Source organism: Roseibium sp. TrichSKD4, from assembly GCF_000148725.1.
Classification (GTDB): domain Bacteria; phylum Pseudomonadota; class Alphaproteobacteria; order Rhizobiales; family Stappiaceae; genus Roseibium.
This window is the reverse complement of sequence record NZ_GL476301.1, coordinates 26,600-50,683: the sequence shown is the minus strand read 5'-3', so window position 1 is coordinate 50,683 and position 24,084 is coordinate 26,600. Positions and strand designations below refer to the sequence as shown.

The 24,084-nt window shown below is 53.6% G+C and carries 22 protein-coding genes; 9 read left to right on the top strand and 13 right to left on the bottom strand.

The genetic code is table 11. From position 1 onward, the window contains the following. Positions 1-44: 44 nt before the first annotated feature. The 10 genes from TRICHSKD4_RS01915 to idi all read right to left on the bottom strand — a co-directional run bounded on the left by TRICHSKD4_RS01915 (position 45) and on the right by idi (position 9,724). The gene (locus TRICHSKD4_RS01915) at positions 45-287 is read right to left on the bottom strand and encodes a hypothetical protein (protein ID WP_009465699.1); all 243 of its coding nucleotides are present in this window, start codon (positions 285-287) and stop codon (positions 45-47) included. Next, positions 284-1,048, bottom strand: coding sequence for a hypothetical protein (locus TRICHSKD4_RS01910; protein WP_009465698.1), 765 nt, complete (start codon positions 1,046-1,048; stop codon positions 284-286). The genes TRICHSKD4_RS01915 and TRICHSKD4_RS01910 overlap by 4 nt, the downstream gene beginning before the upstream one ends. Then, the gene (locus TRICHSKD4_RS01905; protein ID WP_009465697.1) at positions 1,045-2,118 is read right to left on the bottom strand and encodes a Rieske 2Fe-2S domain-containing protein; all 1,074 of its coding nucleotides are present in this window, start codon (positions 2,116-2,118) and stop codon (positions 1,045-1,047) included. The genes TRICHSKD4_RS01910 and TRICHSKD4_RS01905 overlap by 4 nt, the downstream gene beginning before the upstream one ends. Then, positions 2,115-2,276 (bottom strand): hypothetical protein, encoded by a 162-nt coding sequence (locus TRICHSKD4_RS30520; RefSeq protein ID WP_009465696.1) that lies wholly within the window; start codon positions 2,274-2,276, stop codon positions 2,115-2,117. Before TRICHSKD4_RS30520 ends, TRICHSKD4_RS01905 begins: the two co-directional genes overlap by 4 nt. Then, positions 2,273-2,506 (bottom strand): hypothetical protein, encoded by a 234-nt coding sequence (locus TRICHSKD4_RS01900; protein WP_009465695.1) that lies wholly within the window; start codon positions 2,504-2,506, stop codon positions 2,273-2,275. The genes TRICHSKD4_RS30520 and TRICHSKD4_RS01900 overlap by 4 nt, the downstream gene beginning before the upstream one ends. Before the next feature lie 61 nt (positions 2,507-2,567). Then, entirely contained in the window at positions 2,568-4,544 is a 1,977-nt protein-coding gene (locus TRICHSKD4_RS01895) for a thiamine pyrophosphate-dependent enzyme (protein WP_009465694.1), read from the bottom strand. Between the two features lie 20 nt (positions 4,545-4,564). Continuing rightward, positions 4,565-6,175: a glutamate synthase-related protein gene (locus TRICHSKD4_RS01890; protein WP_009465693.1), complete on the bottom strand. Its 1,611-nt coding sequence runs from the start codon at positions 6,173-6,175 to the stop codon at positions 4,565-4,567. 51 nt (positions 6,176-6,226) lie between these two features. Next, positions 6,227-7,486 carry a sodium:proton antiporter gene (locus tag TRICHSKD4_RS01885; protein ID WP_009465692.1) on the bottom strand — a complete coding sequence of 420 codons (1,260 nt, stop codon included), beginning with the start codon at positions 7,484-7,486 and terminating at the stop codon, positions 6,227-6,229. A gap of 83 nt (positions 7,487-7,569) precedes the next feature. Beyond that, positions 7,570-8,919, bottom strand: coding sequence for an IS5 family transposase (locus TRICHSKD4_RS01880; RefSeq protein ID WP_009465529.1), 1,350 nt, complete (start codon positions 8,917-8,919; stop codon positions 7,570-7,572). Positions 8,920-9,187: 268 nt separating this feature from the next. Further along, positions 9,188-9,724, bottom strand: a complete 537-nt coding sequence (gene idi / locus TRICHSKD4_RS01875; protein ID WP_009465690.1) for an isopentenyl-diphosphate delta-isomerase — start codon at positions 9,722-9,724, stop codon at positions 9,188-9,190. Between the two features lie 22 nt (positions 9,725-9,746). Here idi and TRICHSKD4_RS01870 point away from each other — a divergent pair, with 22 nt between their 5' ends. Beyond that, complete coding sequence (locus TRICHSKD4_RS01870; protein ID WP_009465689.1) at positions 9,747-10,847, top strand: DUF563 domain-containing protein; 1,101 nt, start codon at positions 9,747-9,749, stop codon at positions 10,845-10,847. Between the two features lie 80 nt (positions 10,848-10,927). Here the strand turns inward: TRICHSKD4_RS01870 and hemA are convergent, their stop codons facing one another. The 3 genes from hemA to TRICHSKD4_RS01855 all read right to left on the bottom strand — a co-directional run bounded on the left by hemA (position 10,928) and on the right by TRICHSKD4_RS01855 (position 14,406). Further along, entirely contained in the window at positions 10,928-12,145 is a 1,218-nt protein-coding gene (gene hemA / locus TRICHSKD4_RS01865) for a 5-aminolevulinate synthase (protein WP_040616006.1), read from the bottom strand. Between the two features lie 403 nt (positions 12,146-12,548). Next, on the bottom strand, positions 12,549-13,610 hold the full coding sequence (locus tag TRICHSKD4_RS01860; protein ID WP_040616004.1) for an ABC transporter ATP-binding protein: 1,062 nt from the start codon (positions 13,608-13,610) through the stop codon (positions 12,549-12,551). A 16-nt stretch (positions 13,611-13,626) separates the two neighbouring features. Next, entirely contained in the window at positions 13,627-14,406 is a 780-nt protein-coding gene (locus TRICHSKD4_RS01855; protein ID WP_009465686.1) for an IclR family transcriptional regulator, read from the bottom strand. A 118-nt stretch (positions 14,407-14,524) separates the two neighbouring features. On the opposite strand from TRICHSKD4_RS01855, the gene TRICHSKD4_RS01850 reads away from it, so the two are divergent. From TRICHSKD4_RS01850 to TRICHSKD4_RS01815, 8 genes are all read left to right on the top strand, one after another. Beyond that, a complete protein-coding gene (locus TRICHSKD4_RS01850) occupies positions 14,525-15,784 on the top strand; it encodes an ABC transporter substrate-binding protein (protein ID WP_009465685.1) in 1,260 nt (419 codons plus the stop codon). 126 nt (positions 15,785-15,910) lie between these two features. After that, entirely contained in the window at positions 15,911-16,831 is a 921-nt protein-coding gene (locus TRICHSKD4_RS01845) for a carbohydrate ABC transporter permease (RefSeq protein WP_009465684.1), read from the top strand. A gap of 3 nt (positions 16,832-16,834) precedes the next feature. Continuing rightward, positions 16,835-17,683, top strand: a complete 849-nt coding sequence (locus TRICHSKD4_RS01840; protein WP_009465683.1) for a carbohydrate ABC transporter permease — start codon at positions 16,835-16,837, stop codon at positions 17,681-17,683. Beyond that, the gene (locus tag TRICHSKD4_RS01835; RefSeq protein WP_009465682.1) at positions 17,680-19,767 is read left to right on the top strand and encodes an alpha-galactosidase; all 2,088 of its coding nucleotides are present in this window, start codon (positions 17,680-17,682) and stop codon (positions 19,765-19,767) included. Before TRICHSKD4_RS01840 ends, TRICHSKD4_RS01835 begins: the two co-directional genes overlap by 4 nt. Then, positions 19,764-20,528 carry an SDR family NAD(P)-dependent oxidoreductase gene (locus tag TRICHSKD4_RS01830; RefSeq protein WP_009465681.1) on the top strand — a complete coding sequence of 255 codons (765 nt, stop codon included), beginning with the start codon at positions 19,764-19,766 and terminating at the stop codon, positions 20,526-20,528. Before TRICHSKD4_RS01835 ends, TRICHSKD4_RS01830 begins: the two co-directional genes overlap by 4 nt. Continuing rightward, positions 20,525-21,436: a 2-dehydro-3-deoxygalactonokinase gene (locus TRICHSKD4_RS01825; protein WP_009465680.1), complete on the top strand. Its 912-nt coding sequence runs from the start codon at positions 20,525-20,527 to the stop codon at positions 21,434-21,436. Before TRICHSKD4_RS01830 ends, TRICHSKD4_RS01825 begins: the two co-directional genes overlap by 4 nt. Continuing rightward, entirely contained in the window at positions 21,433-22,044 is a 612-nt protein-coding gene (locus TRICHSKD4_RS01820; RefSeq protein ID WP_009465679.1) for a 2-dehydro-3-deoxy-6-phosphogalactonate aldolase, read from the top strand. The genes TRICHSKD4_RS01825 and TRICHSKD4_RS01820 overlap by 4 nt, the downstream gene beginning before the upstream one ends. Positions 22,045-22,167: 123 nt before the next feature. Then, the gene (locus TRICHSKD4_RS01815) at positions 22,168-24,081 is read left to right on the top strand and encodes a beta-galactosidase (RefSeq protein ID WP_009465678.1); all 1,914 of its coding nucleotides are present in this window, start codon (positions 22,168-22,170) and stop codon (positions 24,079-24,081) included. Positions 24,082-24,084 lie beyond the last annotated feature (3 nt).

Sequence of the window (24,084 nt, the reverse complement as noted above, 5' to 3'; positions counted from 1 at the left end):
GCTTCAACAAGGCGGGCAATGTGTCAAGCCGAGCTTCACCGGAATCAACCTTCCTTTTGAAACTTGCCTTGAACAAATGAAACAATGCGATCAGCTATCGTGAGAAAGAGATAGACCGCCAATAGGCCGACCACAAAGCGCAGATCGGTCAAGAGAGTGCCACGAGCATATTCCCGAGCAAGATCATTCGCCCCTGTAAAAACGTAATAGCTGGCAACCAACAGAACCGCTGTCACGACGACGGTTACAAGCAAACCTTTTGGGGAACGGACATGAGAAGCACTCATCGAATGACCCTCGCAGTATCAAGATCGGCCTTGAAAACAAGGAGATCATCCAGCTGCTCAACCTCGCCTTCCACCTCAATATAGAGCGCCAGAAGGTCCTTGAGCTCCTCACCCAACAGCTCGCCATCCTTGTCCGTCAGGAGAAAGAAGTTGCGCCCGGAAACATCTCCTGAACTGACAAAAACCGGCGGAACACCGCCCGTCAGGCAAAAATCCGCACATGCCTTGTGCGCAAGACCACGCCCAGGGCGCATCGCCCCCGCGTAGCATTTGCCATCACAGATTTCACCGGTCAGGCGCCACTTTCCCAGTGATGTCACCTCGTTCGACGGCGTCACAACTGCACCGTCCTCGCTCGGGCGAACGCGGCCAACCTGAACCATTGTCAGATCGCCGCGCCGAAGAGGAACGCCCCGCAGCGTAACCGCTTGGCCCTTGTACTTCTCGGCTTGCCGAAACACACCACGTTTGCCTTGCCCGGACACCATGTACGTGCGATCCGGCTCGCCGTTTTCCCCGGCGACACGGAAAACAGGATAAGGGCGCATCTCCAGATAGCCGGTTTGTTCAAATCGGTTTCCCCAACGAAAAGCGCCATCTCCCGGGTCTGGCTGCACGGAGGACAAACCAAATGCTGCGACGCCCATTCCTGCTGAAAAGCAAACCGCAAACACAAGGAGGAACGTTGCCAGAGGTTTGGGAATGGAGTTCAGGTAGCCAACAAAAATGGGTGCCTCATGGCGGTGTTTGGACTCGCTCATGCTGCATCTCCAATCAAGACAGGTTCAACAGGTGTTCCCGGCGCAAAGGGCTTGGGATCAAGATAGATCACACCCTCAATAAGTTTCAGCCGGTAGGTCGAAATTCGTTCTGTAAACGGGGCAGGAGAACATCCATCCTCAGGTCTGTACTGGTAGCCATGCCATGGGCAGGTCACGAGACCGTCAATAATGCGCCCTTCCCCCAACGGACCATTCTGGTGTTGGCAAGCATTGCTCAGCGCAGAAAGCTTGCCCTTGTATCGCCAAACCGCCACCCGGTCATGTCCGGGCACGGACACGATCTTCGCCCGGTTGTTGGCAATCTCTTCCAACGGGCCAACCACGACCCAACCCTCAGCCTCTGGAGCAACATCGGAAGCCCGCTCTTCTTCATCTTGATCAGCAGCAAGTTCCTGTCGTCCGGCGACAAAATGGAGACCGCAAACAGCCAGCACACTCATGGCAACCATGGACGTCATGAGCAGATCACTTCGGCCTTGCAAAGCTCCAAGTGCAACATGAAGCACAACAGCTGCGTAGGCAGCGTAAATCATCATGTGCAGCCCCTTCCAAAGGGGGGCACCAAGAAAACTCAGCCAAAAATCGTGACTGGTTGCGGCCAGCACAAACAGAACGAGAAGCGCAAAAATACCAAGAGCTTCAAACGGGAACCCGAGAACCTGTCCATAGCTGGTATTGGATGACAAAAGGGCTTCGTAAGAGTTGGTCGGGCTGAATGCGAAATACCAACCAAGGACATAGTTTGCATGAACCGCAGCAATAGCAGCAGTCAGCACTCCAAAGTGCCGGCGGTTATAAAGAAGCGGCAAAAAACGTCGGTCCAACCGGGCCAGCGGTCCAATGCACAGGATCACTGTAAGCATCAAAAACGCACAGCTGCCAAAGGCGCGCATCCGCAAGATTGCGCCGTCAAGAGGCCTCGTGACATCCTGAAAACCCGGTGCAACTCGTAAATAAATGTATAGGTAGAGCGCAACAGCAATCAAAAGAAACGCATCATAGATATATTTGTTCCGGTTCCAGATCACCGGATTGTATTTAACGCTCATTGTTGCCCTCCAGTGTCTGAAGGTGCTTCCAGAAGTACCGCTGGCCGATTATTGGGCGCGGTCTGTTTCAAGGCCATTACCCCAAGAAACACAACTGGAAGCGCCCATGCCAGAACGAGCCAGAGACGGGCGTGAACTGTTCGATGAGGCCGCTTCATTTTGCTTTCCCCTCTTCTGAACTTTGGGCGCGCTCCAGCTGCAACCAGCGATAAAGAACCAACGGCCATAACAGACAAATTCCAGGGATCAAAAGCGGACGGAACGCATAGCTTCCATGAGCTGACGCGTCGATCCGGTCCATTCCGAAAAGCAGAAAGACAAGCGCAACACCTGCTCCGACATAAAGGTAATACTGAACCCACATCACCAAAAGCATGGCTGTCGTCATTGTCTTTCCTTTTCGTACCACTCAGAAATACCGGCACTGATATCATCCGCCTCGCTTGGACTTAAACGAGTTCGGGGTCCGTTATGATCTCCACCAGCGACGGGCCGTCATGGGCAAGGGCTTCTGCAATCGCATCATGCAGCTGCCCCGCCTCTGTTACACGTGTGCCATGTCCACCGCATAGTCGGGCAAAAGCTGCGAAAGATGGGTTGGTAAGGTTTGTTTCCCACACTGGCCACTCGCCTGCCTTTTGCTCTTTCGAGATCTTGCCAAGCTGGCTGTTATTTAAAAGGATATGCGTGATGTTCATCCCGTATTTGACCGCGGTGTTGAACTCCATCGCATATTGCCCAAAGCCTCCATCGCCTGAAATGGAGATTACTTTTCGGCCTTTGTAATCTGCAAAGTCCTGTGTCGCGCACCATGCTCCGAGAGCAGCAGGAAAGCTGAAACCGATGGAACCGAGATAGCCGGACATCAAGATACGCTGCCCCTTTGGCTCAAAATAGCGCCCGAAGGAGTAGGTGTTGTTGCCAACATCCACCGGGATAATCGCATCTTCTGGCGCGAGTTCAGTCAAGACCTTGAAAACAGAGGCAGAATGAACACCAGAGCCATGATCCTCGGCGAGTCGAGCCTCTTTTTCCTTACGCCAGATTTCCCAGCGCTCCACCAGTTCAGTAATCTGATCCGGTGCGTCCGGGTCTCTCGACACTGTTGGCGCAATCGCATCGCAAAACGCCCCAATTTCACCCCAGACTGGCAGCGTGACCGGATGAAACTTACCAAGCTGCATTTGCTCAAAGTCGACCTGAATGATCGGCTTTGAGGGTTCAATTCCGGTGTGATTGGCAAAGGAGGACCCAAGTGACAGAATCAAATCGGATTCGTTCATGAACCAGCTGGCAATCGGTGTCCCCGACCGGCCCAACACACCCGCAGCATTTGGATGGGTGTCTGAAATCAGCCCCTTGCCCTTGAATGTCGTCAGCACAGGTGCGCCGATCTTTTCGGCAAGCGCAATCACCTTATCGCGTGCTTCAATTGCACCATAACCAAGGACAATGATCGGACGTTTGGCACTGTTCAGCATTTTTGCAGCTGATGAAACATCATTGGCATTGGGCACGACGACATTCCCGCCCATGCGCCCTTCAGGACCCTTGGCTTTTGCCTCGCTTGGAACCGTTTGCACATCATCGGGAAAAATAAGGTGGGCGACGTCCCGTTGAACAATCGCGTTTTTGAGCGCCAGCGACATCAGCTCCCCGTGGTCCGAAGACGACAGAACAGGCTGAGAAAACTTCGACACTGCCTGAAACGCAGATTTCAAGTCGATATCCTGGAAGGCCCCTGGCCCGAAAACCTGGGTCTGAACCTGACCCGTCAGAGCAAGGACGGGGGCCCGATCGACCTTGGCATCCCAAAGGCCGGTTAGAAGGTTGGTTGCCCCCGGCCCCGCAATTGCCAGGCACGCAGCCGGTTTACCGGTTAATTTGCCGTAGGCAGATGCCGCAAAAGAAGCAGCCCCTTCATGGCGAATGCCAACATAGCCAAGTGTACCTTTGATGGTTTGCGTCCGAAGAGCTTCCGCCAATCCGAGATTGGAATGACCAACCATTCCAAACACCCGCTTCACACCCCAGTTGACCATCGTTTCGGCCATGACATCAGTCACAGTGCGCTCACGGGCAGGTTCAGGTTCAAGACCGATAAAGATCTCGCCCGCCTCAACTTTAACCGGATAGAGCGTCTGGCCGGTATCCTCATGGCCACCGGGAGGCGCACCTGTGAGAGGGTCAAAATCCCACCCATGCCATGGACAGCGGATCCAGCACTTACCGCCTTCCCCCTTTTCGATAGACCCTTCCCCGAGAGGCCCGCCCTGGTGAGGGCATTTGTTGTCCATCGCCGCCCATTGGCCGTCAAAATGTGACAGGCAAATAGAGGTCGTGCGGGCCGTAACCGTTTTCACTCGCCCTTCCGGCAAATCCTCGACCCGGCCAACCGAGATCCATTCAACATTCTGCGTGGTCATGAAAATGTCTCCACCTGCCCTTAAGCCAACCCGCCGAATGGGACACCAGACAGCTCTGAAATGTCCTTCTTCCAGGTCGTAAGATCGTCCAAATTGAAGTCAGACAAGTGACGGTGTCCGCAGGCGCGAGCCATCACCTGCATGAGTTCTACAGATGCCTCAAAAAAGTTTGTTAGTTGACGGGCAGACTTTTCAACGACCAACCGGTTGACCAAATGCGGTTTCTGGCTGGCAATTCCAACCGGGCAGTTGTTCGTATGGCAGGCGCGCATTGCAAGACAGCCAATTGCCTGCATAGCGGAGTTGGAAAGAGCGATAGCATCCGCGCCAAGTGCCAGAGCCTTTATGAAGTCAGCGGGCTTACGCAAACCTCCGGTAATCACAAGGGTCACATCTTTCCGCCCCAAACTATCCAGGTGGCGCCGAGCGCGAGCCAAAGCCGGAATGGTCGGAACAGATATGTTATCTCGAAAGATAATCGGCGCAGCGCCCGTACCGCCACCACGACCATCGAGAATGATATAGTCAACGCCCACTTCCAGAGCCGCATCTATATCTTTTTCGACATGCTGCGCGGACAGCTTGTAGCCGACCGGAATGCCGCCAGTTCGACTGCGCACTTCATCTGCAAATTCCCTGATTTGAGAAATGTCAGCCCAATCAGGAAAACGGGATGGCGAGATCGCAGCCTCGCCTTGGTTCAAGCCACGAACTTGAGCAATCTTGCCTTTCACCTTGTTGCCGGGAAGATGCCCACCAGTTCCGGTTTTCGCACCCTGCCCACCTTTAAAGTGAAAGGCTTGAACCTTCGCCAGCTTGTCCCATTCAAATCCGAAGCGACCGGATGCAAGTTCATAGAAATATCGGGAATTGGCTTCCTGCTCTTCAGGCAACATACCGCCTTCGCCCGAACATATCCCGGTTCCGGCAAGCTCTGCACCACGGGCGAGCGCGAGCTTTGCAGGTTCCGACAAGGCCCCGTAGCTCATGTCCGAAACCATCAGCGGGATTGCCAGTTTCAAAGGTTTTTTGGCGTTCGGGCCAATGACAATTTCGGTCCCGACAGCCTCGTCATCCAGCAGCGGCATGCGATGAAGCTGCGCAGTCAGAATCTGAATGTCATCCCAGTCCGGTAACTGGCCACGCGGCACCCCCATGGCATCGACTACACCGTGATGCCCTGTTTTCGACAATCCCTCGCGCGCATACCTTTGGATCAAGCCAGTGTATGGCTCTTCTTCCGTACCATGGCTTGTATCGGCATAAAGCCCAAGATAAGCGTCACGATCGAAGGGTTGCGGATTTGCTTCTGCCCACGCTGCAATCTCGTCGGCATCAACTAAAACGTCATCACCTTCAATCCATGACTGAAATTTGGGCAGAACCTCTGCGTTGTTGTATTCTGAAACGCCAGTATCGACCCGATAGTCCCAGTAGTACACACCGCAGATCAGGTTGTTGTCTTTAACAAATCCATCAGACATCAATGCGCCGCGGTGAAGGCACCGTCCGTAAAAAACCGACACCTCTTCATCAAACCGGACCACGACAAGATCAACCTCGCCAACCAAGGCATATTGCGGTTTCCGATCATGCAATGAGCTTAGTTTGGCTAAGGATTGTGGCGTCATCTATTTCTCCCTCATACCGAGCCACATGGGACCAGGTGTTTTAACGCGCGCCTATTCAGAGACAGCCTGAGGCTCGTCCGGCTTCATAGCTGGTAGATCAATCAATTCGGCTGGGTTGGAGCGGGTGTTAATCCGCGCCGCATACCAATGGGCGCCCGGCACGGCGCTCACACCGTGAAGCACGACACTGATCCACACCGCATTGACTGCAAAGTTAAGGATTGTCTCACCGAGTTCCGGGTCGATCTGCTCAACGATCAACAAGGCAAACAGTGCGGTTGCTAGACCACGAGGCCCAAACCAGCCGAAGAACAATCGCGTTTCCGGCAATGATTTCGTGCCGATGAGCGAGATCCAGATCGCCAAGGGGCGCACAACAAACAAGCTGATGCAGATGAGGCCAAGCGTTGTCAGGTCAAGGTGCTGAACAGCATGTGGCACAAGAGCCAACCCGATTAAGAAGAAGGCACTCCATGTCAGCATCTGACCTTCTTCTTCGGTAAACTCATAAATGAACGGACACTGACCCTTCACCGTATTTCCGAACATGAGCCCGGCAACAAAAGCAGAGATAAAGCCGTTGCCACCCACAAGATCTGCCAGCAAGTAGCACGCACAGGCCAGTGCAATCGCACCTATTCCCTCAATGTGTTGAGATGTGAGTTTGCGGCGTTTAGCTGCAAGGAACATCTGCCCGGCAATCCAGCCCACAATTCCGCCAACAAGGGGACCAAGCACAATCTGGCTTACTCCGAAAAGCAACCAGTTTGCCCCCTCTTCCTGCATGGCGCTCGCACTCAAACTGGCGAACAGCAAGATAACCGGAAGAGCCAATCCGTCATTGAGACCGCTTTCAACAATCAATCCGCGCCGCACTCTACCTGGAACTGCCTCATTCGTAACAACAGCCTGACCAAGTGCAGCATCAGTGGGGGCCAAAATCGCCGCAAGAAGCGCAATCGCCACCAATGGAAGCTCTCCCCCAAGAATGGGCCAAAATGCCAAGGTGCCCAACAGCACAGAGAGCGGCAATCCGATGAGCAACATTCTCAATGGCCAAATGTAATTGGTCCGAAGAGACTTCAGGTCGATTTGCGCAGCATCCAAAAATAGAAGAATGATGAGGGCCAGTTCTGCAACGATGTGCAACAGACCCTCAGCATCATCCGTGGGCATCAATCCGCTAACGGAAATGAGCACCCCAAAACCCAGGAAAACCATTGGGGCTGTAATAACGGTGGCAGATAGTCGTTTGGCGATCAGCGTATAACTGACCGTAAAAAACGCCAACAACAACAAGCCAGTAGCCATTTCCGCTCCCGAGCTGCCCTTACAGCAGCGCGTAGTATAAGGCGATTGCCACCGCAACCCAATGAGTCCGCCCTGAACAACGTCTAAGCCATTGATGTTGCGCGTGGCCGAAGCAATACGCAAATATTCGATTTGACCGGTTTGGGGATGGGGTTTGTGATCCAGAGCAGCAAAATGATCAGTGCATTGAGGATCAGACGCAGGTTATGACCGGCTGCGGCCAGCAGGGCGTTGATGGCATCGCCATTTTTGCCATTGAGGAAGTTCCGGTCAAGTCGTCCATCTGTTTTCATGTGGCCGATGGTGGCCTCGATCGCTGATCGTCGTTTCAGCTCACGCTTCATCTGTGCCGTCAGCCCGCGCTTCTGGCCGGAGATCATGACCTTGGCGTCGCCCTCATAATCATGCCCCCGATAGCCACGGTCCACATAGACACGCTCAGCTTTGGTGCCGCAGACTTTCTCAGCCTGACTGATGGTGTCATTCAAGGTGTGCCCATCATAGGGATTGCCCTCAAAAGCCCTCGCCGCAAGAACCAATCCTTCCCGATTGGTCGTGGCAATGCCAACCTTGGCCCCGAACTCGTAAGGTGTTCGCGCCTTGCCCTTGGCAATACAGGCCACTTCCGGCGCATGCATGGAATAAATCTTGTTTTTGTCCTTGGGGGTCTGGGCCAGAAGCCGCTCCACCAGTCCCAGCAGACGGGAGAACCGGTGCTCAAGACCTTCGTTGCCTGCGATCTTGCGGGAGATGTCGCGATAGACCCGGCCCAGATAGGTCTTCAGCTTTTTGAGTTCCCGGCGCATCCGCTTGAACTGTTTGGCATGGGCATAACGGCCCGCCATCAAGGCCGCCTTTTTGGCAACTCTGGTATGGCTGCGACGCAAGATGATGCCGGCCCTCTTGGCCTGGCGCACCAGAAGCTGCAAGGCCTTGTGATAAAGACGGCTATCGGTGGGATGGGCAATGGCTTTGGGTTGAACGGTCGTATCAACCAAGACCCGCTCAAGGCTGCTCTTCTTGATCGTCCCGCTCTCAATCGCAACACCTACCGTAGCAGAAAGAAGCTTTTCCATTCCCTCAGGACCAATCCGTTTGCGCCAGCGGGTCATGGTTGAGGGATCAATGGGGAATTGGTGCTGGAAAAACTCAAAACCGCAGAAAGACTGCCAGTAGGGGTTTTCAACCCAACGCTCAACCGTCTCTTCATCGGAAAGATCGTACATGTGCTTGAGAAAGTGCAGCCCGGCCATCAGACGCGTTGGTTTGGCCGGTCGTCCCAAGGGGCGATAATGCCTGCCGAACTCCGCATCAAATTCATCCCAAGGCATCAGACCAGACAGCCGCACCAACGAATGGTTCATATCGATGATTGCGGCCAGGCGTTCCTTGAACAGATCGCCACACCGTTTGTTGCGTTTTGAAGGTCTCATGAGAATATGCCAGAAAATGCGTGCTTCGGATCAACTAACCGGCATATTCACACATCCAAAACCCAATGGGTATCCATACTCTTCAATCAGTTAAGGGGTTTTTCAGCGCGAACCAATGAAGCCCTGATCACCGGACAAGCCAGTCGAGACATTGCGGAATCAGAACTAAGAACAATGAAACTTATACATATCCCTACGGGACTCTGAACACAAGAAACGGCAAACTTTCGATAACATCAACGGCACTTACCGTTATTTGACAGCATCATCACAGAACCAAGGTTGGGAAGCGATCCAAATAGATATGGAACCAAGGTGTAAACGCTTCGGGACTGTGAGCCATCTCCCGCTTTAGCTCTTCTGCAGTAATCCATCGTGTTTGAGAAACTTCGGCCTGATTTGGCCTCACCTTCAAGAACGCTTTGTCAGCTTGCCCTCTATACAGGGTGACACGCTCATGTTCATGAAGGCCGCCATCGACGGCAGCAAAATATTCCTCCACCCGCATTTCAGTGAGCGGCAATGAAAAGCCAAGCTCTTCCTGCAATCTACGTTCAGCGCAATCCTGCAGGTTTTCGCCCCAATGTGGATGCGTGCAGCAGGTATTCGCCCACTGGCCGCCACAATGATATTTGTCCGCTGCCCGTTGCTGGATAAGAAGATGGTCCCCATCAAAAACGAAAACAGAAACAGCGAGATGAAACAAGGCATCTACGTGAGCCTTGAGTTTTTCGACGGGATACAAGGTTCCATCTTCTGCAATTGCCGGAATTGTGATAACGCCTTCGGGCACTTTGGTATTCATAAAGCCGATCGTTTCAATAAAGATGTCATATCCACTCCGAGCTCGATATCATCAGGCAAGAAAGGCATTTCAAGGCACCATCGATACGTGCTGGCCGTCTGCCCAGTTTAACGATTGCCTGACAAGCATTTATCACAAGCTATTCGACAAAGAGAGCTTGCCGGTTCCTGAAAACATGTCCACCGAAGCGCGGCTTTGGCTGGAAAACTGGAATGACCAACCGGAACAAGAATCGCTTTACGAAACAAACGCGCCTTGCACTGTAGATCCAAAATTTGGCCTGCTCTTCAACAAGGGCAAAGTTATCTGGGGCACCAGCGATAAACCTGATCGGGAGAGAAACCCGAGATTTTTCAATCATCTTGGACGCAGCACCCAAAAGCTCCCGAGCGCCATTCTTTTACACCATCTTCATGGTGACAATTACTTCCATTTTATCAATCGGATTATGAGCAAGCTCTACGTCGTCGAGATCGCGGGTCTGAATAAGGAGGTACCGCTGCTCATCAATCAAAAAGCAGCGGAAACACCTTTCTTTCGCCAGGCACAGGACCTTGGCGTATTTGAGGACAGGCAGGTTATCGTTCAGGGAAACAAGGCAGTTATCGAGGTTGGCAAAGCCTTTGTGCCGTGCCCTGCTGATTACCAGCGCCACACCATTGAATGGGTCGCCAAACAGTTCACGAACAAGATAGCACCTAAACAAGGCGCCCCTGTATTTGCCCTACGTCAAGGCAATGCAGCAAACGGACGTGTCTACCGCAACCAAGATGAAGTGTCTCAATTGGCAAAGAAATTCGGTTTCAAGGTCCTTGACCCAGGAACCTTGTCACTGAAAGAGCAAATCGAGACGTTTTTTGGTGCGCCAGCTGTCGTTGGCGCACACGGCGCCGCGCTCACCAATATTGTTTATCGGGCAGAACAAAAGGGCCATCTGCTCGAACTGTTCAGCCCCAGCATGGGCTCGCCCCATTACTACATGATCTCAAAAGCACTCGGGTTTCACTACGAAGCCGCACTCACCAAAGACCCGATTGGCCGCGCTTTTACTGCCAGCACAATCGTCGACATCAACGATCTACAAGAACGGCTAGAGCGCATTGCCGACGCAGCGATCAGCTAACACCATCAAACCTGATCATGCAAAAAGGCGCTGATCGCGATCAACGCCTTTTACAAAATCAGGATCGCAGACCAGCCTGGTTAGGCAACTGCCCTTGCAAGCGCGCACTGGGACCAGAGATCACATAAAGCTTCCGCAAGGTTACGAATATCGTCCTCAGTGTGGAACGGAGTTGGCGTAAACCGCAATCGCTCTGCACCCACCGGAACGGTTGGATAGTTGATCGGCTGGACGTAAATGCCATAGGTGTCCAGCAGGATATCAGAGATCCATTTGCACTTTTTGGCATCCCCCACCATCACAGGCACGATGTGACTTGGGTTTTCCATGTGTGGAATTGAACGCCTATCGAGTTCCGCACGCACACGGGCAACAGCAGCTTTATGCGCATCTCGTTCTTCGGAGCTTTCTTTCAAATGCCGAATGGAGGCGGCAGCACCAGCAGCCAGCGCTGGCGGCAGGGCTGTTGTGAAAATGAACCCGCTTGCGAAAGAGCGAACAAAGTCGACTATATTCTTGGTGCCGGTGATGTATCCACCCATAACACCAAAGGCCTTGCCCAGTGTTCCCTCAATGATCGTCACCCGATCCATAAGGCCTTCACGCTCGGCGACACCACCGCCACGAGGACCATACATACCGACAGCGTGAACTTCGTCCAGATAGGTGATCGCATTGAAGCGATCAGCTACGTCGCAAATCTCCTTGATTGGCGCGATATCACCGTCCATGGAATAGACGCTTTCAAAGGCAACCATTTTCGGCGCAGCCGGATCATCAGCCGCCATCAAGCGCTCAAGATCGGTCACATCATTGTGCTTGAAAATGCGCTTTTCACAGCGAGCATGACGAATTCCTTCAATCATGGAAGCGTGATTAAGAGCATCGGAATAGACGATTATGCCCGGCACTTGCGATGCGAGTGTTCCAAGTGCCGCCCAGTTCGAGACATAACCCGATGTGAAGATCAGAGCAGCTTCCTTTGCGTGCAGGTCCGAAAGTTCCTGCTCGAGAAGCACATGGTAATGATTGGTTCCGGAAATGTTGCGCGTTCCGCCTGCTCCGGCGCCGCACTTGTCCAGTACACTTTGCATCGCGCCAACGACTTTGTCGTGCTGCCCCATGCCCAGATAGTCATTTGAACACCAGACCGCCACATCTTGAGTCGTGCCATCTTCACGATAGCGCGTCGCGCGGGGAAAGTTCCCTGCCTGACGTTCCAGATCTGCAAACACCCGATAGTTGCCATTTTCATGAAGCTGAGACAATCGCTCTTCAAAATAGGCATTAAGATCCATCGGATCGTCCTTTTCCTCTCCGCCCGGAAATTCAATCCGGCTGATTTCGTCGGCGACCACTGGTGAGCAAGCCCCTCAAGCTCATCGTGGCAGCATGCGCATCCTGCTTGCCTTAGACCTTTTCTAAGGTAGGTCATACCAAATTCTAGAAGCCAATTAAAGCAGGAGCTTCCAAACGTATAGTAAATTTCATATGTGAGTTTAGATCCAGATCAAACCCCGAGATTTTCTTCGCACAAAACGCACCATCGGGAAACCAGCGTTAGCTAATTGAATTCATTGACGGACCCAATAACACCCTCGAATTTTGCGCCACTAGGCCGCTGTTTCCCGCCCGTATCAATGCCGATAGTCAGCTTGTGCGCGATATCGCCGCATCACACAAACAGTTGAGCAAAAGCGGCTATTTCAGCCGCTGCTCTGTATCGGCATCGAAGAAAAAGGCCTTATCCGGCTGGACTGTTAGATCGACCGGCGTGCCAGATGGCAAAGCATCTTCACCCTTGGTCTCAACGATGATGCGCTCACCCGACGGACAGACAATATAGTCATAGGCCACGTTGCCGAGCTGTTCTGACAGATCAATGGTCGCACCAGACTGTCCCGGCTTCAGATCAAAGTGCTGTGGGCGGACACCCACCAACACTTTTGCGCCATTGCCCGGCAGAGCAACATCAGCCTCGATGCGCGCATTCGCCAAAGCTGGAACCACAACGGCTCCATCTTTCACTTGCGCTTCCATGAAATTCATACTTGGCGAGCCAATAAACCCCGCCACAAACTTGTTCGCCGGATTGGCGTAAAGCTCCATCGGCGGACCGACCTGCTCGATCCGCCCCGCACGCAAGACCACGATCTTGTCGGCCAATGTCATCGCCTCGACCTGATCATGCGTCACATAAATCGTGGTCACGCCAATCTCCTTGTGAAGCCGGGCAATCTCAACACGCATGTCCACCCTGAGCTCTGCATCGAGGTTTGAAAGAGGCTCGTCAAACAAGAACACTTCCGGCCCGCGAACAATAGCCCTGCCAATGGCAACTCGCTGTCTTTGACCACCAGAAAGAGCTTTCGGCTTCCTCTTCAGATACTCGTCCAGCTTCAAGATTCGACTGGCTTCTTGCACCTTCGCCTGAATTTCACTTTTGGGATGACCGTTCATTTTGAGGCCAAAACCCATGTTTTCTGCCACCGTCATGTGCGGATAGAGCGCGTAGGTCTGAAACACCATGGCAACACCCCGCTTGGCTGGATCCATCGAGGTGACATCCCGAGCACCGATCTCGATCTTCCCGCCTGACGTTTCTTCCAGTCCGGCGATCATCCGAAGCAAGGTTGATTTCCCGCATCCAGATGGACCAACAAACACGCAGAACTCGCCATCTTCGATATCAAGATCGACCCCATGGATGACCTGAACATCACCGTATTTCTTGATCGCCTTTGATAATTTCACTCCGGACATGCTGGCTCCTGATTGTTCAAGCGGGGAATTGCCATGCTTCAGCGGCATCGGCGATTGTGGTTGCCGCGCTCAATAGCGGTTGACGGAAAATTTCGAGATCATCCAGAGTGTGGCGCTGCGTGGATGTTGTAATAGACAGGGCCCCAATCGGCATTCCCCGACGGGACAAGACCGGGGCAGCTATACAAATGATGCCCGGCTCATGTTCTTCGCGGTCGTAGGCAACCCCATCAGATCTTATGACTGTGAGTTCAGCCTTCAGCGCATTCGCATTTGCAAGAGTGGTTGAGGTAAAGCGGTAAAAGGCCTGCTTCTCAACCACACTGACCATCTGCTCATCAGGAAGAAAAGCCAACATCGCCTTGCCGACACCAGTGCAATAGGCCGGCCCCACCTTGCCAGCTTGGGAATACATCTCAATCGGCTTGAGCGCGTTCCGCTTGTCGACATAGAGCACTTGCCCACCATCCAGTTGGGCCAGGTGAACGGTTTCACCACATTCAAGAGAAAGCGCATCAACGGCTGGCCGAGCAATCGGCGCAAGGGAACTCTGCGCCCAGGCCGAGTGCGCCAGACCAACAAGCCTCAAGCCAACGCTGTAGGTTTGGCGTTCCTCGTCATAATGAAGCGCCCCTTCGCCGGTGAGCGTTTGGACCAACCGATAAAGCGTCGCTTTCGGGAACGGGCTGCCATCAAGCAACTCGCCAAACCGAACAGGCCGCCCAAATGAAGCAACCCGATCCAACACTGCAAAGGCCTTGCCGACGGTTCCATCGCCAGCAACCCAGTGCTCCATTCTCTCCTCCCATGCTCCGCTCTGTCTCAGCGGAAGTTCTTGACAACCTAACGTGACGAACGCAGAGTATCAATATACAAAACTAAGTTTCACATAATGGAACCACAGGGAGGATACTATGCGTTCCATGTTGAAGACGACGGCAGCTGCCATTGGACTATCAGCACTGATGTCAGGATCTGTTTTGGCCGAAGGCCTGAATGGGGATCTGACCATTTTCCTAGACACATCCAACCCCGCACCACGGGCGACGATGGAAAAGATGATTGGTGACTTTCAGGAGCTGCATCCTGATTTGAACATCAAGACGACAATCATTGACCGGGAAGCATACAAGACCCAGATCCGCAACTTCCTGACCGCCGACACGCCAGATGTCGCCACTTGGTATGCTGCGAACCGGATGCGGCCATATGTTGAGGCAGGATTGTTTGAAGATGTATCCGATCTTTGGGCAGAGCCTGAGATCGCCGAAAACCTTGCCTCGACCAAAGGTGCACTCACGATTGACGGCAAACAATGGGGTGTTCCCTACACCTACTATCAGTGGGGCGTTTATTACCGCAAAGACATCTTCGCCGATCTGGGTCTTTCAGAGCCAAAGACCTTTGAAGAAGAAAAAGCCAACTGCCAGAAAATCATCGATGCAGGCAAGAAGTGCTATACAATCGGCACCAAATATCTTTGGACCGCTGGTGGTTGGTTCGACTACCTGAACATGCGCACCAATGGCTTTGACTTCCACATGCAACTCCTGACTGGACAGGCATCTTGGGAGAGCGACGAAGTTCGGGCAACTTTTGCAAACTGGCGTGACTTGATTGACATGGGTGCGTTCATCGACAACCACACAGCCTATAGCTGGCAGGAAGCTCTGCCCTTTATGGTCAAGGGCGACGCTGCAGCCTACTTGATGGGGAATTTCGCCGTTGCCCCGCTTCGTGAAGCTGGCCTTTCCGACGACCAACTGGACTTCTACCAGTTTCCGGCCATCAATCCAAATGTAGAGTTGGCTGAAGATGCGCCGACGGACACATTCCACATTCCGGCAAATGCCTCCAACAAGGAAGCAGCCCGCGAGTTCCTGCGTTATGTTGTGTCTGCTGATGTTCAGACCTGGATCAACGATGGCAAGAACCTTGGTCAGCTGCCGGTCAATGCCAAGTCTTCCGTCGACAAGGACAAGTTCCTTGAAGAAGGCTTCGCCATGCTGTCCACCAACTCTCCAGGCGGGGTCGCACAGTTCTTTGACCGTGACGCACCAGCTGAAATGGCTAAGGTCGCCATGGAAGGCCTGCAAGAGTTCATGGTCAAGCCAGACAATTTGGACAAAATCCTGAAGCGTCTGGAACGCGCACGCGGCCGTATCTACAAGTAAGGACGGTCAACCAATTTGAGTGGAGCGTTATGGCGCTCCACTCTCACCGTTCCTTCACTTACTCCGGCTCAAAACCTTTTTTAGCAGCCTAACTTTTCCGACTTGCGCAGATTGGCGGAGACGGCCATGGCCGACATATCGACCTCACATGACACCAAAGCTGAAAGCTGGTGGCACAAGAACCAGCAGAAACTCGCGCCTTGGCTCTTTTTGGCTCCCGGCGTTTTGTTCTTTCTGGTTTATGTGATTTTTCCAATTTTCCAGTCCTTCAACATTTCCTTTTACGAATGGGACGGATTGGGCACACGCGAATATGTCGGGCTTTACAATTACGAAGAGCTCTATTGGGACGATGCCTTTTACACGTCCTTGAAGAACAACCTGATCTGGCTGGTTCTCTATTTGCTCGCGATCCCGGCAGGGCTGTTTATCGCACTGTTTCTCAATCAAACGGTTACAGGCATCAGGCTTTATAAATCCCTCTTCTTCTTTCCGTTTGTCATTTCACAAGTCGTGGTCGGGCTGGTTTTCACCTGGTTCTATGATCCAACCTTTGGCCTTTTGAACATCGTCCTTGCTCAGTTCGGGCTGGGGCCGATCAATGTGTTGGGCGACGAAAACTATGTCACCACAGGCATCATCATCGCCGGTCTTTGGCCGCAAACAGCTTATTGCATGATCTTGTACCTCACCGGCCTGAATGCCGTTGATCCGGAGCAGATTGAAGCCGGCCGACTTGATGGCGCGAAAGGGGGAAAAATGCTCTGGTACATTATCCTGCCTCAGCTTCGCCCAGCGACATTCATTGCATTCGTCGTCACCATCATTGGCGCCCTGCGGTCCTTCGACCTTATATCGATCATGACCAATGGCGGTCCATTCGGTGCCAGCCGGGTTCTCAGCTTTTACATGTTCGAAGTGGCGCTTTCGGAATATGGTTTCCGCATGGGCTATGGCGCAGCCATTGCCGTTGTCCTCTTTCTCATCATGCTGATGTTTATCGCCTACTTCCTCTGGTCCATGTATCGTGAAGAGAAGGCGCGCTAACCCATGTTCCCGACACCTATTGAACGCACGTCGCGCACTTGGCAAATCTCCTATCAGGCCTTGCTGCCCTTCGCCTTGATCCTCTGGCTTCTGCCATTGATCGGCGTTGCTGTCTTTTCCGTCAAACCGGCAGCGGATTTCACAAACGCAAACTACTGGGGCCTGCCTTCTTCGTTTGAAGGCTTCACCAACTACGCTTTGGTGTTCACCGCCTCTGACATGCCGCGATACTTGCTGAACTCCGTGTTCATCACAGTCCCGACAGTTCTTGGCGCGGTTGCCCTGTCAACGATGACCGGCTTTGCCCTCGGCATCTACAAATTCCGCTCGAATATCTGGATTTTCTTCATGTTTGTTGCCGGAAACTTCGTACCCTTCCAGATCCTGATGGTTCCAGTGCGCGAACTGACACTAAACATGGGTTTGTACAACACAATTCCCGGTCTGGTGCTCTTCCACATTGCCTTTCAAACCGGCTTTTGCACCTTGTTCATGCGGAATTTCATACGTGCACTGCCCTTTGAGTTGATTGAAGCAGCCCGGGTGGAAGGTGTCTCAGAGTGGCGGATCTTCTGGTATATCGTCCTGCCGCTCATGAAACCGGCGATTGCCGCCCTTTCGGTGCTCATATTCACCTTTATCTGGAACGACTATTTCTGGGCTGTTGTGCTTACCCAAGGCGTTGAAAGCCAACCTGTCACAGCTGGTATCACGTCTTTTAATGCACAGTACCGCGCCGCGTATCACCTAATGAGCGCGGGCTCGATAGTCGCCGCGCTTCCCCCCGTTGCCATGTTTTTCCTGATGCAAAAACACTTCATTGCCGGACTGACGCTAGGGGCCGTAAAATGATCAAAACCTGGCATCTGAAAGATGGCAGGCAAAGTCTGGTTTTAAGTGCAACGGCCGGACGGTTGCCGGAAATTGTCTATTGGGGCCCGGCACTTCCCACCGAAGAACCTCTCGAAAGCTTGGCAGAACTGGCGGTCTTTGACGTGACCGGCGGCATGCTGGATGAAAATCCACCGCTTTCCCTCTGCCCTGAAGCCAACCGGACCTTTCCCGGACATGTCGGACTGGTTGGGCGAACCCAAGTTGGCCAAAATCTTCGCCCGAGCTTTATTTTCAAGAGCGACCAGCAGACAGATGAAGCGCTTGCGCTGATCTATGAAGACCAAACACATGACTTACGCCTCGCTTTCCATATCTCGCTGGATCCGGTCACATCCCTGATCAAGGCTGAAACCAGTCTTGAAAGCAACAACCCTATCCACCTCGACTGGCTGGCAGCACCCGTCTTTCCAGTGCCAACCCGAACAAATCGCTTGATCGAGTTTTCCGGCCATTGGTGTTCGGAGCTTCAAGCACACGAAACCGAATTCACCCCCGGCGCACGGATGCGAGACAATCGGACCGGGCGGACAGACCATGCTCATTTTCCCGGCCTCTTGGTCACCACACCCGGCGCGAAAAACACGACCGGTGAGGTATTTGCCTTTCACTATGGCTGGTCTGGCGGGCACAAAATGGTGGCTGAGGAACTCGCGGACAGTCGGCGGCAGATTCAGTTCGGTCATGCCAGAGCGAGCTACCCATCCGGAACGCACTTTCAAACAGCGCCGCTCTACGCAACCTATTCCGATAAAGGCTTGAATGGAGCCGCCATTCGCTTCCAAAAACACCTGAGACAGAAAACGCGATTTGCGCGTAAAACCAGGCCTGTGCATTACAACTGTTGGGAAGCGGTCTATTTCGACCATGACCTTGATGAGCTAAAAGAAATTGCATCACAAGCCGCCGCATTAGGAGCGGAACGATTTGTGCTCGATGACGGCTGGTTCGGCAGGCGCGATGATGACACCTCCGGCCTTGGCGAGTGGTGGATCGATGAACGCAAATATCCGGACGGGTTAAAACCGCTCATCGACCATATTCAAAGCCTGAGCATGGAATTTGGTCTCTGGTTTGAACCCGAAATGGTCAACGAAGACAGTAACCTTTTCCGCACACATCCGGACTGGATTCTTGGGGAAACCGATCAAATCCGTGGCCGCCAGCAGCTTGTTCTGGACATGTCGCAAAAGGAAGTGCGCGCATACCTTTATGAGCGTATTTCGGACCTTCTGTCCAACAACGCAATATCTTACATCAAATGGGACCACAATCGCGTTTTGCCCGTTGTCGATGCGGCACAGGCAGCTGGAACGTATCAACTGATTGACCAGCTGAGAACCGCCTTTCCAAATGTCGAAATTGAGAGCTGTTCCTCTGGTGGAGGTCGGATCGATTTAGGCATTTTGGAGCGAACACAGCGTGTCTGGTTGTCCGACAGCAATGATGCTCTGGAGCGTCAGCGCATTCAGCATGATGCAGCTCTTTTTTTACCAGCCTGCGTCACCGGCAGCCACGTCGGCCCGCGCACCTGCCACACGTCCGGACGGGTTCTTTCGATAGGCCTGCGCGCGTGGACAGCTGCCCAGCGCCACATGGGATTTGAAATGGACCCGCGTGAATTGGACGAGGCTGAAGCTGCATCACTGCAGACCGTTACCACTTGGTGGAAAGCAAATCGGGACTGGCTGATGAATGCCGATATTCTGCGCCTCGACGCCGACGACCCTGCTATAACGGCTGAACTACATAGGTCCGAGGACCAATCCGGTTTTGTCATCTTTTCCGCTCAGACAGAAACATCCCGGCAGGCGCTTCCTTTGCCCTTGCGGCTTACCGGACTGAAGCCAGATACCACTTATCACATTGAGCTGACCAACCGCTCAGACATATCCAATCTATCTCGCGGACAACCTGCTTTGAAAGCAGGGCCTATTACGGCCTCAGGGCAAGTTTTGATGGCCCGTGGGCTCACTCTTCCATGGCAATTCCCCGGAACCATCTGGGTTCTTGAGGGGCACCGGATCGAAAGACCAAGCCAATGACAGCACACTACCCCGATCTGAAAGACGCCTCCGTTTTCATTACGGGCGGAGGTTCGGGCATCGGCGCTGCGCTGACAAGCGCCTTTCTGGCGCAAGGTGCAAAAGTGGCCTTTGTTCAACGGTCAGATGCCTCAGAGTTTTGTGATGAAATGGGGAAAGAACATGGCGCACGACCCCTCTTTCTTCCCTGTGACATCTCCGATATTCCGGCGCTGAAATCGGCCATCGATCAAGCAGCAAAAGCCCACGGCCCAGTGACCGTTTTGGTCAACAATGCAGCCAATGACAAACGCCACCGGACCGAAGAAGTCACAGAGGAGTTTTGGGATCGGTCGCAATCCATCAACCTGAAGCCCTACTTCTTCGCATGCCAGCACGTGGTGTCCGGCATGCGGACAAGTGGCGGAGGCTCGATCATCAACTTCTCGTCCATTTCCTACATGATGGGCAATGCTGGCTATCCTGCCTATACGACCGCAAACTCCGGGATCAATGGCCTCACCCGCAGCCTTGCGCGTGAATTCGGACCGGACAAAATTCGCGTAAACGCCCTCGCGCCCGGTTGGGTTCTGACCCAGAAACAAAAGGATATGTGGGTGACGCCGGAAAGTCTGGCCACGCATATTGACCGCCAGTGTCTGAAGGAGGAAATCCAGCCAGAGGACATGGCTGGTCCGGTGCTGTTTCTCGCCTCGAACACCAGCCGCATGATGACAGGACAGGCCCTTGTGGTCGACGGCGGAGTGGTGGTGACTGGATGAATAATAAAGTGGACTGGGTTGCGGTTGATTGGGGCACGTCAAGCCTGCGCGCTTGGCTGCTGGATGCTGACAACACAGTTCTGGACCACAAAACCTCTGACAAAGGCATGGGCCAACTCGCACAAGCCGATTTTGAAGCAGCCCTGCTTGACCTCATCGGCGCTCATCTGCCTGAAGAAATATCGACCCCGGTTATCATTTGCGGCATGGCTGGTGCGCGGCAAGGATGGGCGGAAGCGCCATATCTGGAAACACCTTGCCCACCGCCTGGCATTTCCAATTCAACCAAAGTGCGCACAAACGACAGTCGGCTTGAAGCCTATATTCTGCCCGGTGTAAAACAGCTGTCACCTCCCGACGTGATGCGCGGTGAAGAAACCCAAATCGCAGGATTTCTTGCCGAGGAACCACAGTTCAGCGGAATGCTCTGTCTACCCGGCACACATACCAAATGGGCGAGTCTTCAAGACGGCACGATCACCGCGTTTCGCACTTTCATGACCGGAGAGCTGTTTGCGCTTTTGAGCAACCAGTCCGTATTGCGATATTCGGTTGAGAGCAATGACGGAAGTCCGGAAGCCTTTTCAGAGGCTGTCAGAGAAGCCTCCGCTCATCCTATAGAATTGACCGCTGGCCTTTTTGGAATTCGCGCAGCCGGACTTGTTGCTGGACAAACGGCAAGTGAAGCTCGCGGGCGTTTGTCAGGGCTTCTCATTGGAAGTGAAGTCGCAGCCGTTTTAACCCAAGGCCTCACCGGAGAAGTTGCCATTCTTGGCGCCGATAAAATCGCGACAGCTTACCGGGATGCCCTTCAGGTTCTTGGCCGCGAAAGCCGTTTGATCGATGCCAGCACAACAACACTCCGGGGTCTGCAGATCGCCCGGAAGCAATTGCAGGAACGCACATGATCGAGCGTAAAATTATCGCGATTTTGAGAGGCATACAGCCGCATGAGGCTGTGCCGATTGGCGAAGCGCTGCTTGATGCTGGCATTACGACGATTGAAGTTCCGCTGAACTCGCCAGAACCGCTCGTCAGCATCAAAGCCATGGCAGACGCCTTAGAAAGCCGTGCTCGAATTGGTGCAGGCACTGTTCTCACGCTTGAAAACGTCAAAGCCGTCAAAAGCGCCGGTGGGACTTTGGTGGTCTCTCCGGACTGCAATCCAGAAGTCATAGCTGCCACGAAGGCCGAAGGCATGGCCTCCTATCCAGGTGTCATGACCCCGACAGAGTGTTTCAGCTCTCTGCGTGCAGGCGCTGATGGACTGAAGTTCTTTCCCGGAAACCTCATCGGACCGGAGGGGCTAAAAGCAGTACGCGCAGTTCTTCCAACCGGCACACAAACTTACGCTGTCGGCGGTGCCGGACCGGAGAACTTCGCAGACTGGGCGAAAGCAGGCGTCTCAGGCTTCGGCATCGGGTCTGCACTTTATAAACCGGGATACACGGTTAGCGAGGTTGCCGCACGCGCATCCAAAATCGTTGCAGCTTACGATGCAGTCATGAACGGATAAGCACCTAAAGTGCGGCCCCAACCCTCTTTGATGCTCGAACCTGCACCCTTGGAGAAGCGCCGTCAGCGATAGACTGCAACTCGGAACAATTGGAAAACCGCGTTCTCCTTTAAAGGACACCTCATGAAGCGCACGCTTGGCACCTGCTATTATCCGGAACACTGGCCCGAAGAAATGTGGGAAGCCGACGCGCGGCGGATGGTGGATGCAGGGCTGACATGGGTGCGAATTGGTGAGTTTGCGTGGTCACGTCTCGAGCCAAAACCCGGCAACCTTCGCTTTGATTGGCTTGATCGCGCTATTAGTGTTCTCGGTGAGGCCGGACTGAAAGTCGTTTTGGGCACGCCAACCGCAACACCGCCCCGTTGGATGATTACCAAATACCCGGACATGCTGGCTGTCGACATGAACGGACAACCACGCAAGTTCGGCTCCCGCCGACACTATTGTTTTTCCCATGAAGGCTACGCAGAAGAGTGTGATCGGATGGTCCACCTTCTGGCCGAGCGCTACGGCCAAAACGCTCATGTTGCAGCTTGGCAAGCCGACAACGAATATGGCTGCCATGACACAACGCTCTCCTACTCAAATGCCGCTCGCGATGCGTTCCGGATCTGGTTGAAAAACCGCTACGGCACGATTGAGGCGCTGAATGCCGCTTGGGGCAATGTGTTCTGGTCCATGGACTATGCCGCGTTCGACGAAATCGATTTGCCGAACCTAACGGTCACAGAACCAAACCCCGCGCACTCCCTTGCTTTCCGCCGCTTCACCTCTGATCAAGTTGCCCGTTTCAACAAGCGGCAGGTGGATATCATCAGGGCTCATTCGTCAGCACCAGTCAGCCACAACTTCATGGGTCGGATCACCGATTTCGACCATTTCAAGGTCGGTGAAGACCTCGACATCGCCACTTGGGACTCCTATCCCATGGGATTTCTGGAAGACCGCGTCGGAGCTACTTCGGACCAGCAAAGAGCTTATGCCCGCCAAGGCGACCCGGACTTTCAAGCCTTTCACCACGACCTTTATCGCGCTGTTGGAAAGGGCCGCTGGTGGGTCATGGAGCAACAGCCGGGGCCGGTGAACTGGGCACCATTCAATCCAATACCCTTACCCGGAATGGTGCGTTTGTGGACTTGGGAAGCGTTCGCCCATGGCGCTGAAGTGGTCAGCTATTTCCGCTGGCGACAAGCCCCCTTTGCACAAGAGCAAATGCATGCTGGTCTGCTCCGGCCTGACAACGCAGACGCTCCTGCGCTGGAAGAGGTAAGACAAGTCCGCGATGAGTTGGAAGCCGCACATGACGTTTCCATTCCGAAAGCAGATGTTGCGTTGATCTTTGACTATGACGCAGACTTTTCCTGGACCGTCCAGCCCCATGGGCAGGGGCTGAGCTATTTCGAGATCGTATTCAACACCTATCGCGCCTTGCGCAAACTTGGCCTGAATATCGATATTCTGCCTGCGACAACCCGCGACTTCTCAGGTCGCCAGCTCGTCTTCGCGCCCGGCCTGCTACATCTGCCAGAGAGCTTGAAACGCGCCTTTGTAGACACCTCCGCAACTATCGTTCTGGGACCGCGCACAGGTGCGCGAGGGAAAGATTTTGAGATCTCTGTTCCTCTCCCGCCCGGCATTCTCGAGCTAGATGTGACGGTGTCTCGCGTTGAAAGTCTCAGGCCTGACATGTCTCTGCCCTTGGAAGGGGGCGGTGCAGTCCTCGGGTATTTCGAAGAATTAGAAGGCGCTGCCGAGTGTCTGCTTCGCCTGAGCGATCAAAGGCCCGTTGCCCTGCAATCTGAGAATTTGATCTATCTCGGCGCACTGCTTGATGACGTGGGTCTGGACCGTTTTGTGTCCAGACTTGCTCTTGAAGCAGGGCTCGAGATCCACACCCTCCCGGACGGGGTTCGAATTCGCGAAACAGAAACAACCCGCTTTTGGTTCAACTATTCAGCCGAACGCGTCCAAACACCGATAGGCCCGCTGGAACCCGCAGGTGTCTTCCAACAAGCCCTAGCGGACACCTTTTAAGTC

Excerpts from the sequence above, each read along its gene's own strand:
- TRICHSKD4_RS01915 (WP_009465699.1), bottom strand. The coding sequence starts at position 287 with ATGAGTGCTTCTCATGTCCGTTCCCCAAAAGGTTTGCTTGTAACCGTC.
- TRICHSKD4_RS01910 (WP_009465698.1), bottom strand. The coding sequence starts at position 1,048 with ATGAGCGAGTCCAAACACCGCCATGAGGCACCCATTTTTGTTGGCTAC.
- TRICHSKD4_RS01905 (WP_009465697.1), bottom strand. The coding sequence starts at position 2,118 with ATGAGCGTTAAATACAATCCGGTGATCTGGAACCGGAACAAATATATC.
- TRICHSKD4_RS30520 (WP_009465696.1), bottom strand. The coding sequence starts at position 2,276 with ATGAAGCGGCCTCATCGAACAGTTCACGCCCGTCTCTGGCTCGTTCTG.
- TRICHSKD4_RS01900 (WP_009465695.1), bottom strand. The coding sequence starts at position 2,506 with ATGACGACAGCCATGCTTTTGGTGATGTGGGTTCAGTATTACCTTTAT.
- TRICHSKD4_RS01895 (WP_009465694.1), bottom strand. The coding sequence starts at position 4,544 with ATGACCACGCAGAATGTTGAATGGATCTCGGTTGGCCGGGTCGAGGAT.
- TRICHSKD4_RS01890 (WP_009465693.1), bottom strand. The coding sequence starts at position 6,175 with ATGACGCCACAATCCTTAGCCAAACTAAGCTCATTGCATGATCGGAAA.
- TRICHSKD4_RS01885 (WP_009465692.1), bottom strand. The coding sequence starts at position 7,486 with ATGGCTACTGGCTTGTTGTTGTTGGCGTTTTTTACGGTCAGTTATACG.
- TRICHSKD4_RS01880 (WP_009465529.1), bottom strand. The coding sequence starts at position 8,919 with ATGAGACCTTCAAAACGCAACAAACGGTGTGGCGATCTGTTCAAGGAA.
- idi (WP_009465690.1), bottom strand. The coding sequence starts at position 9,724 with ATGAATACCAAAGTGCCCGAAGGCGTTATCACAATTCCGGCAATTGCA.
- TRICHSKD4_RS01870 (WP_009465689.1), top strand. The coding sequence starts at position 9,747 with ATGTCATATCCACTCCGAGCTCGATATCATCAGGCAAGAAAGGCATTT.
- hemA (WP_040616006.1), bottom strand. The coding sequence starts at position 12,145 with ATGGATCTTAATGCCTATTTTGAAGAGCGATTGTCTCAGCTTCATGAA.
- TRICHSKD4_RS01860 (WP_040616004.1), bottom strand. The coding sequence starts at position 13,610 with ATGTCCGGAGTGAAATTATCAAAGGCGATCAAGAAATACGGTGATGTT.
- TRICHSKD4_RS01855 (WP_009465686.1), bottom strand. The coding sequence starts at position 14,406 with ATGGAGCACTGGGTTGCTGGCGATGGAACCGTCGGCAAGGCCTTTGCA.
- TRICHSKD4_RS01850 (WP_009465685.1), top strand. The coding sequence starts at position 14,525 with ATGCGTTCCATGTTGAAGACGACGGCAGCTGCCATTGGACTATCAGCA.
- TRICHSKD4_RS01845 (WP_009465684.1), top strand. The coding sequence starts at position 15,911 with ATGGCCGACATATCGACCTCACATGACACCAAAGCTGAAAGCTGGTGG.
- TRICHSKD4_RS01840 (WP_009465683.1), top strand. The coding sequence starts at position 16,835 with ATGTTCCCGACACCTATTGAACGCACGTCGCGCACTTGGCAAATCTCC.
- TRICHSKD4_RS01835 (WP_009465682.1), top strand. The coding sequence starts at position 17,680 with ATGATCAAAACCTGGCATCTGAAAGATGGCAGGCAAAGTCTGGTTTTA.
- TRICHSKD4_RS01830 (WP_009465681.1), top strand. The coding sequence starts at position 19,764 with ATGACAGCACACTACCCCGATCTGAAAGACGCCTCCGTTTTCATTACG.
- TRICHSKD4_RS01825 (WP_009465680.1), top strand. The coding sequence starts at position 20,525 with ATGAATAATAAAGTGGACTGGGTTGCGGTTGATTGGGGCACGTCAAGC.
- TRICHSKD4_RS01820 (WP_009465679.1), top strand. The coding sequence starts at position 21,433 with ATGATCGAGCGTAAAATTATCGCGATTTTGAGAGGCATACAGCCGCAT.
- TRICHSKD4_RS01815 (WP_009465678.1), top strand. The coding sequence starts at position 22,168 with ATGAAGCGCACGCTTGGCACCTGCTATTATCCGGAACACTGGCCCGAA.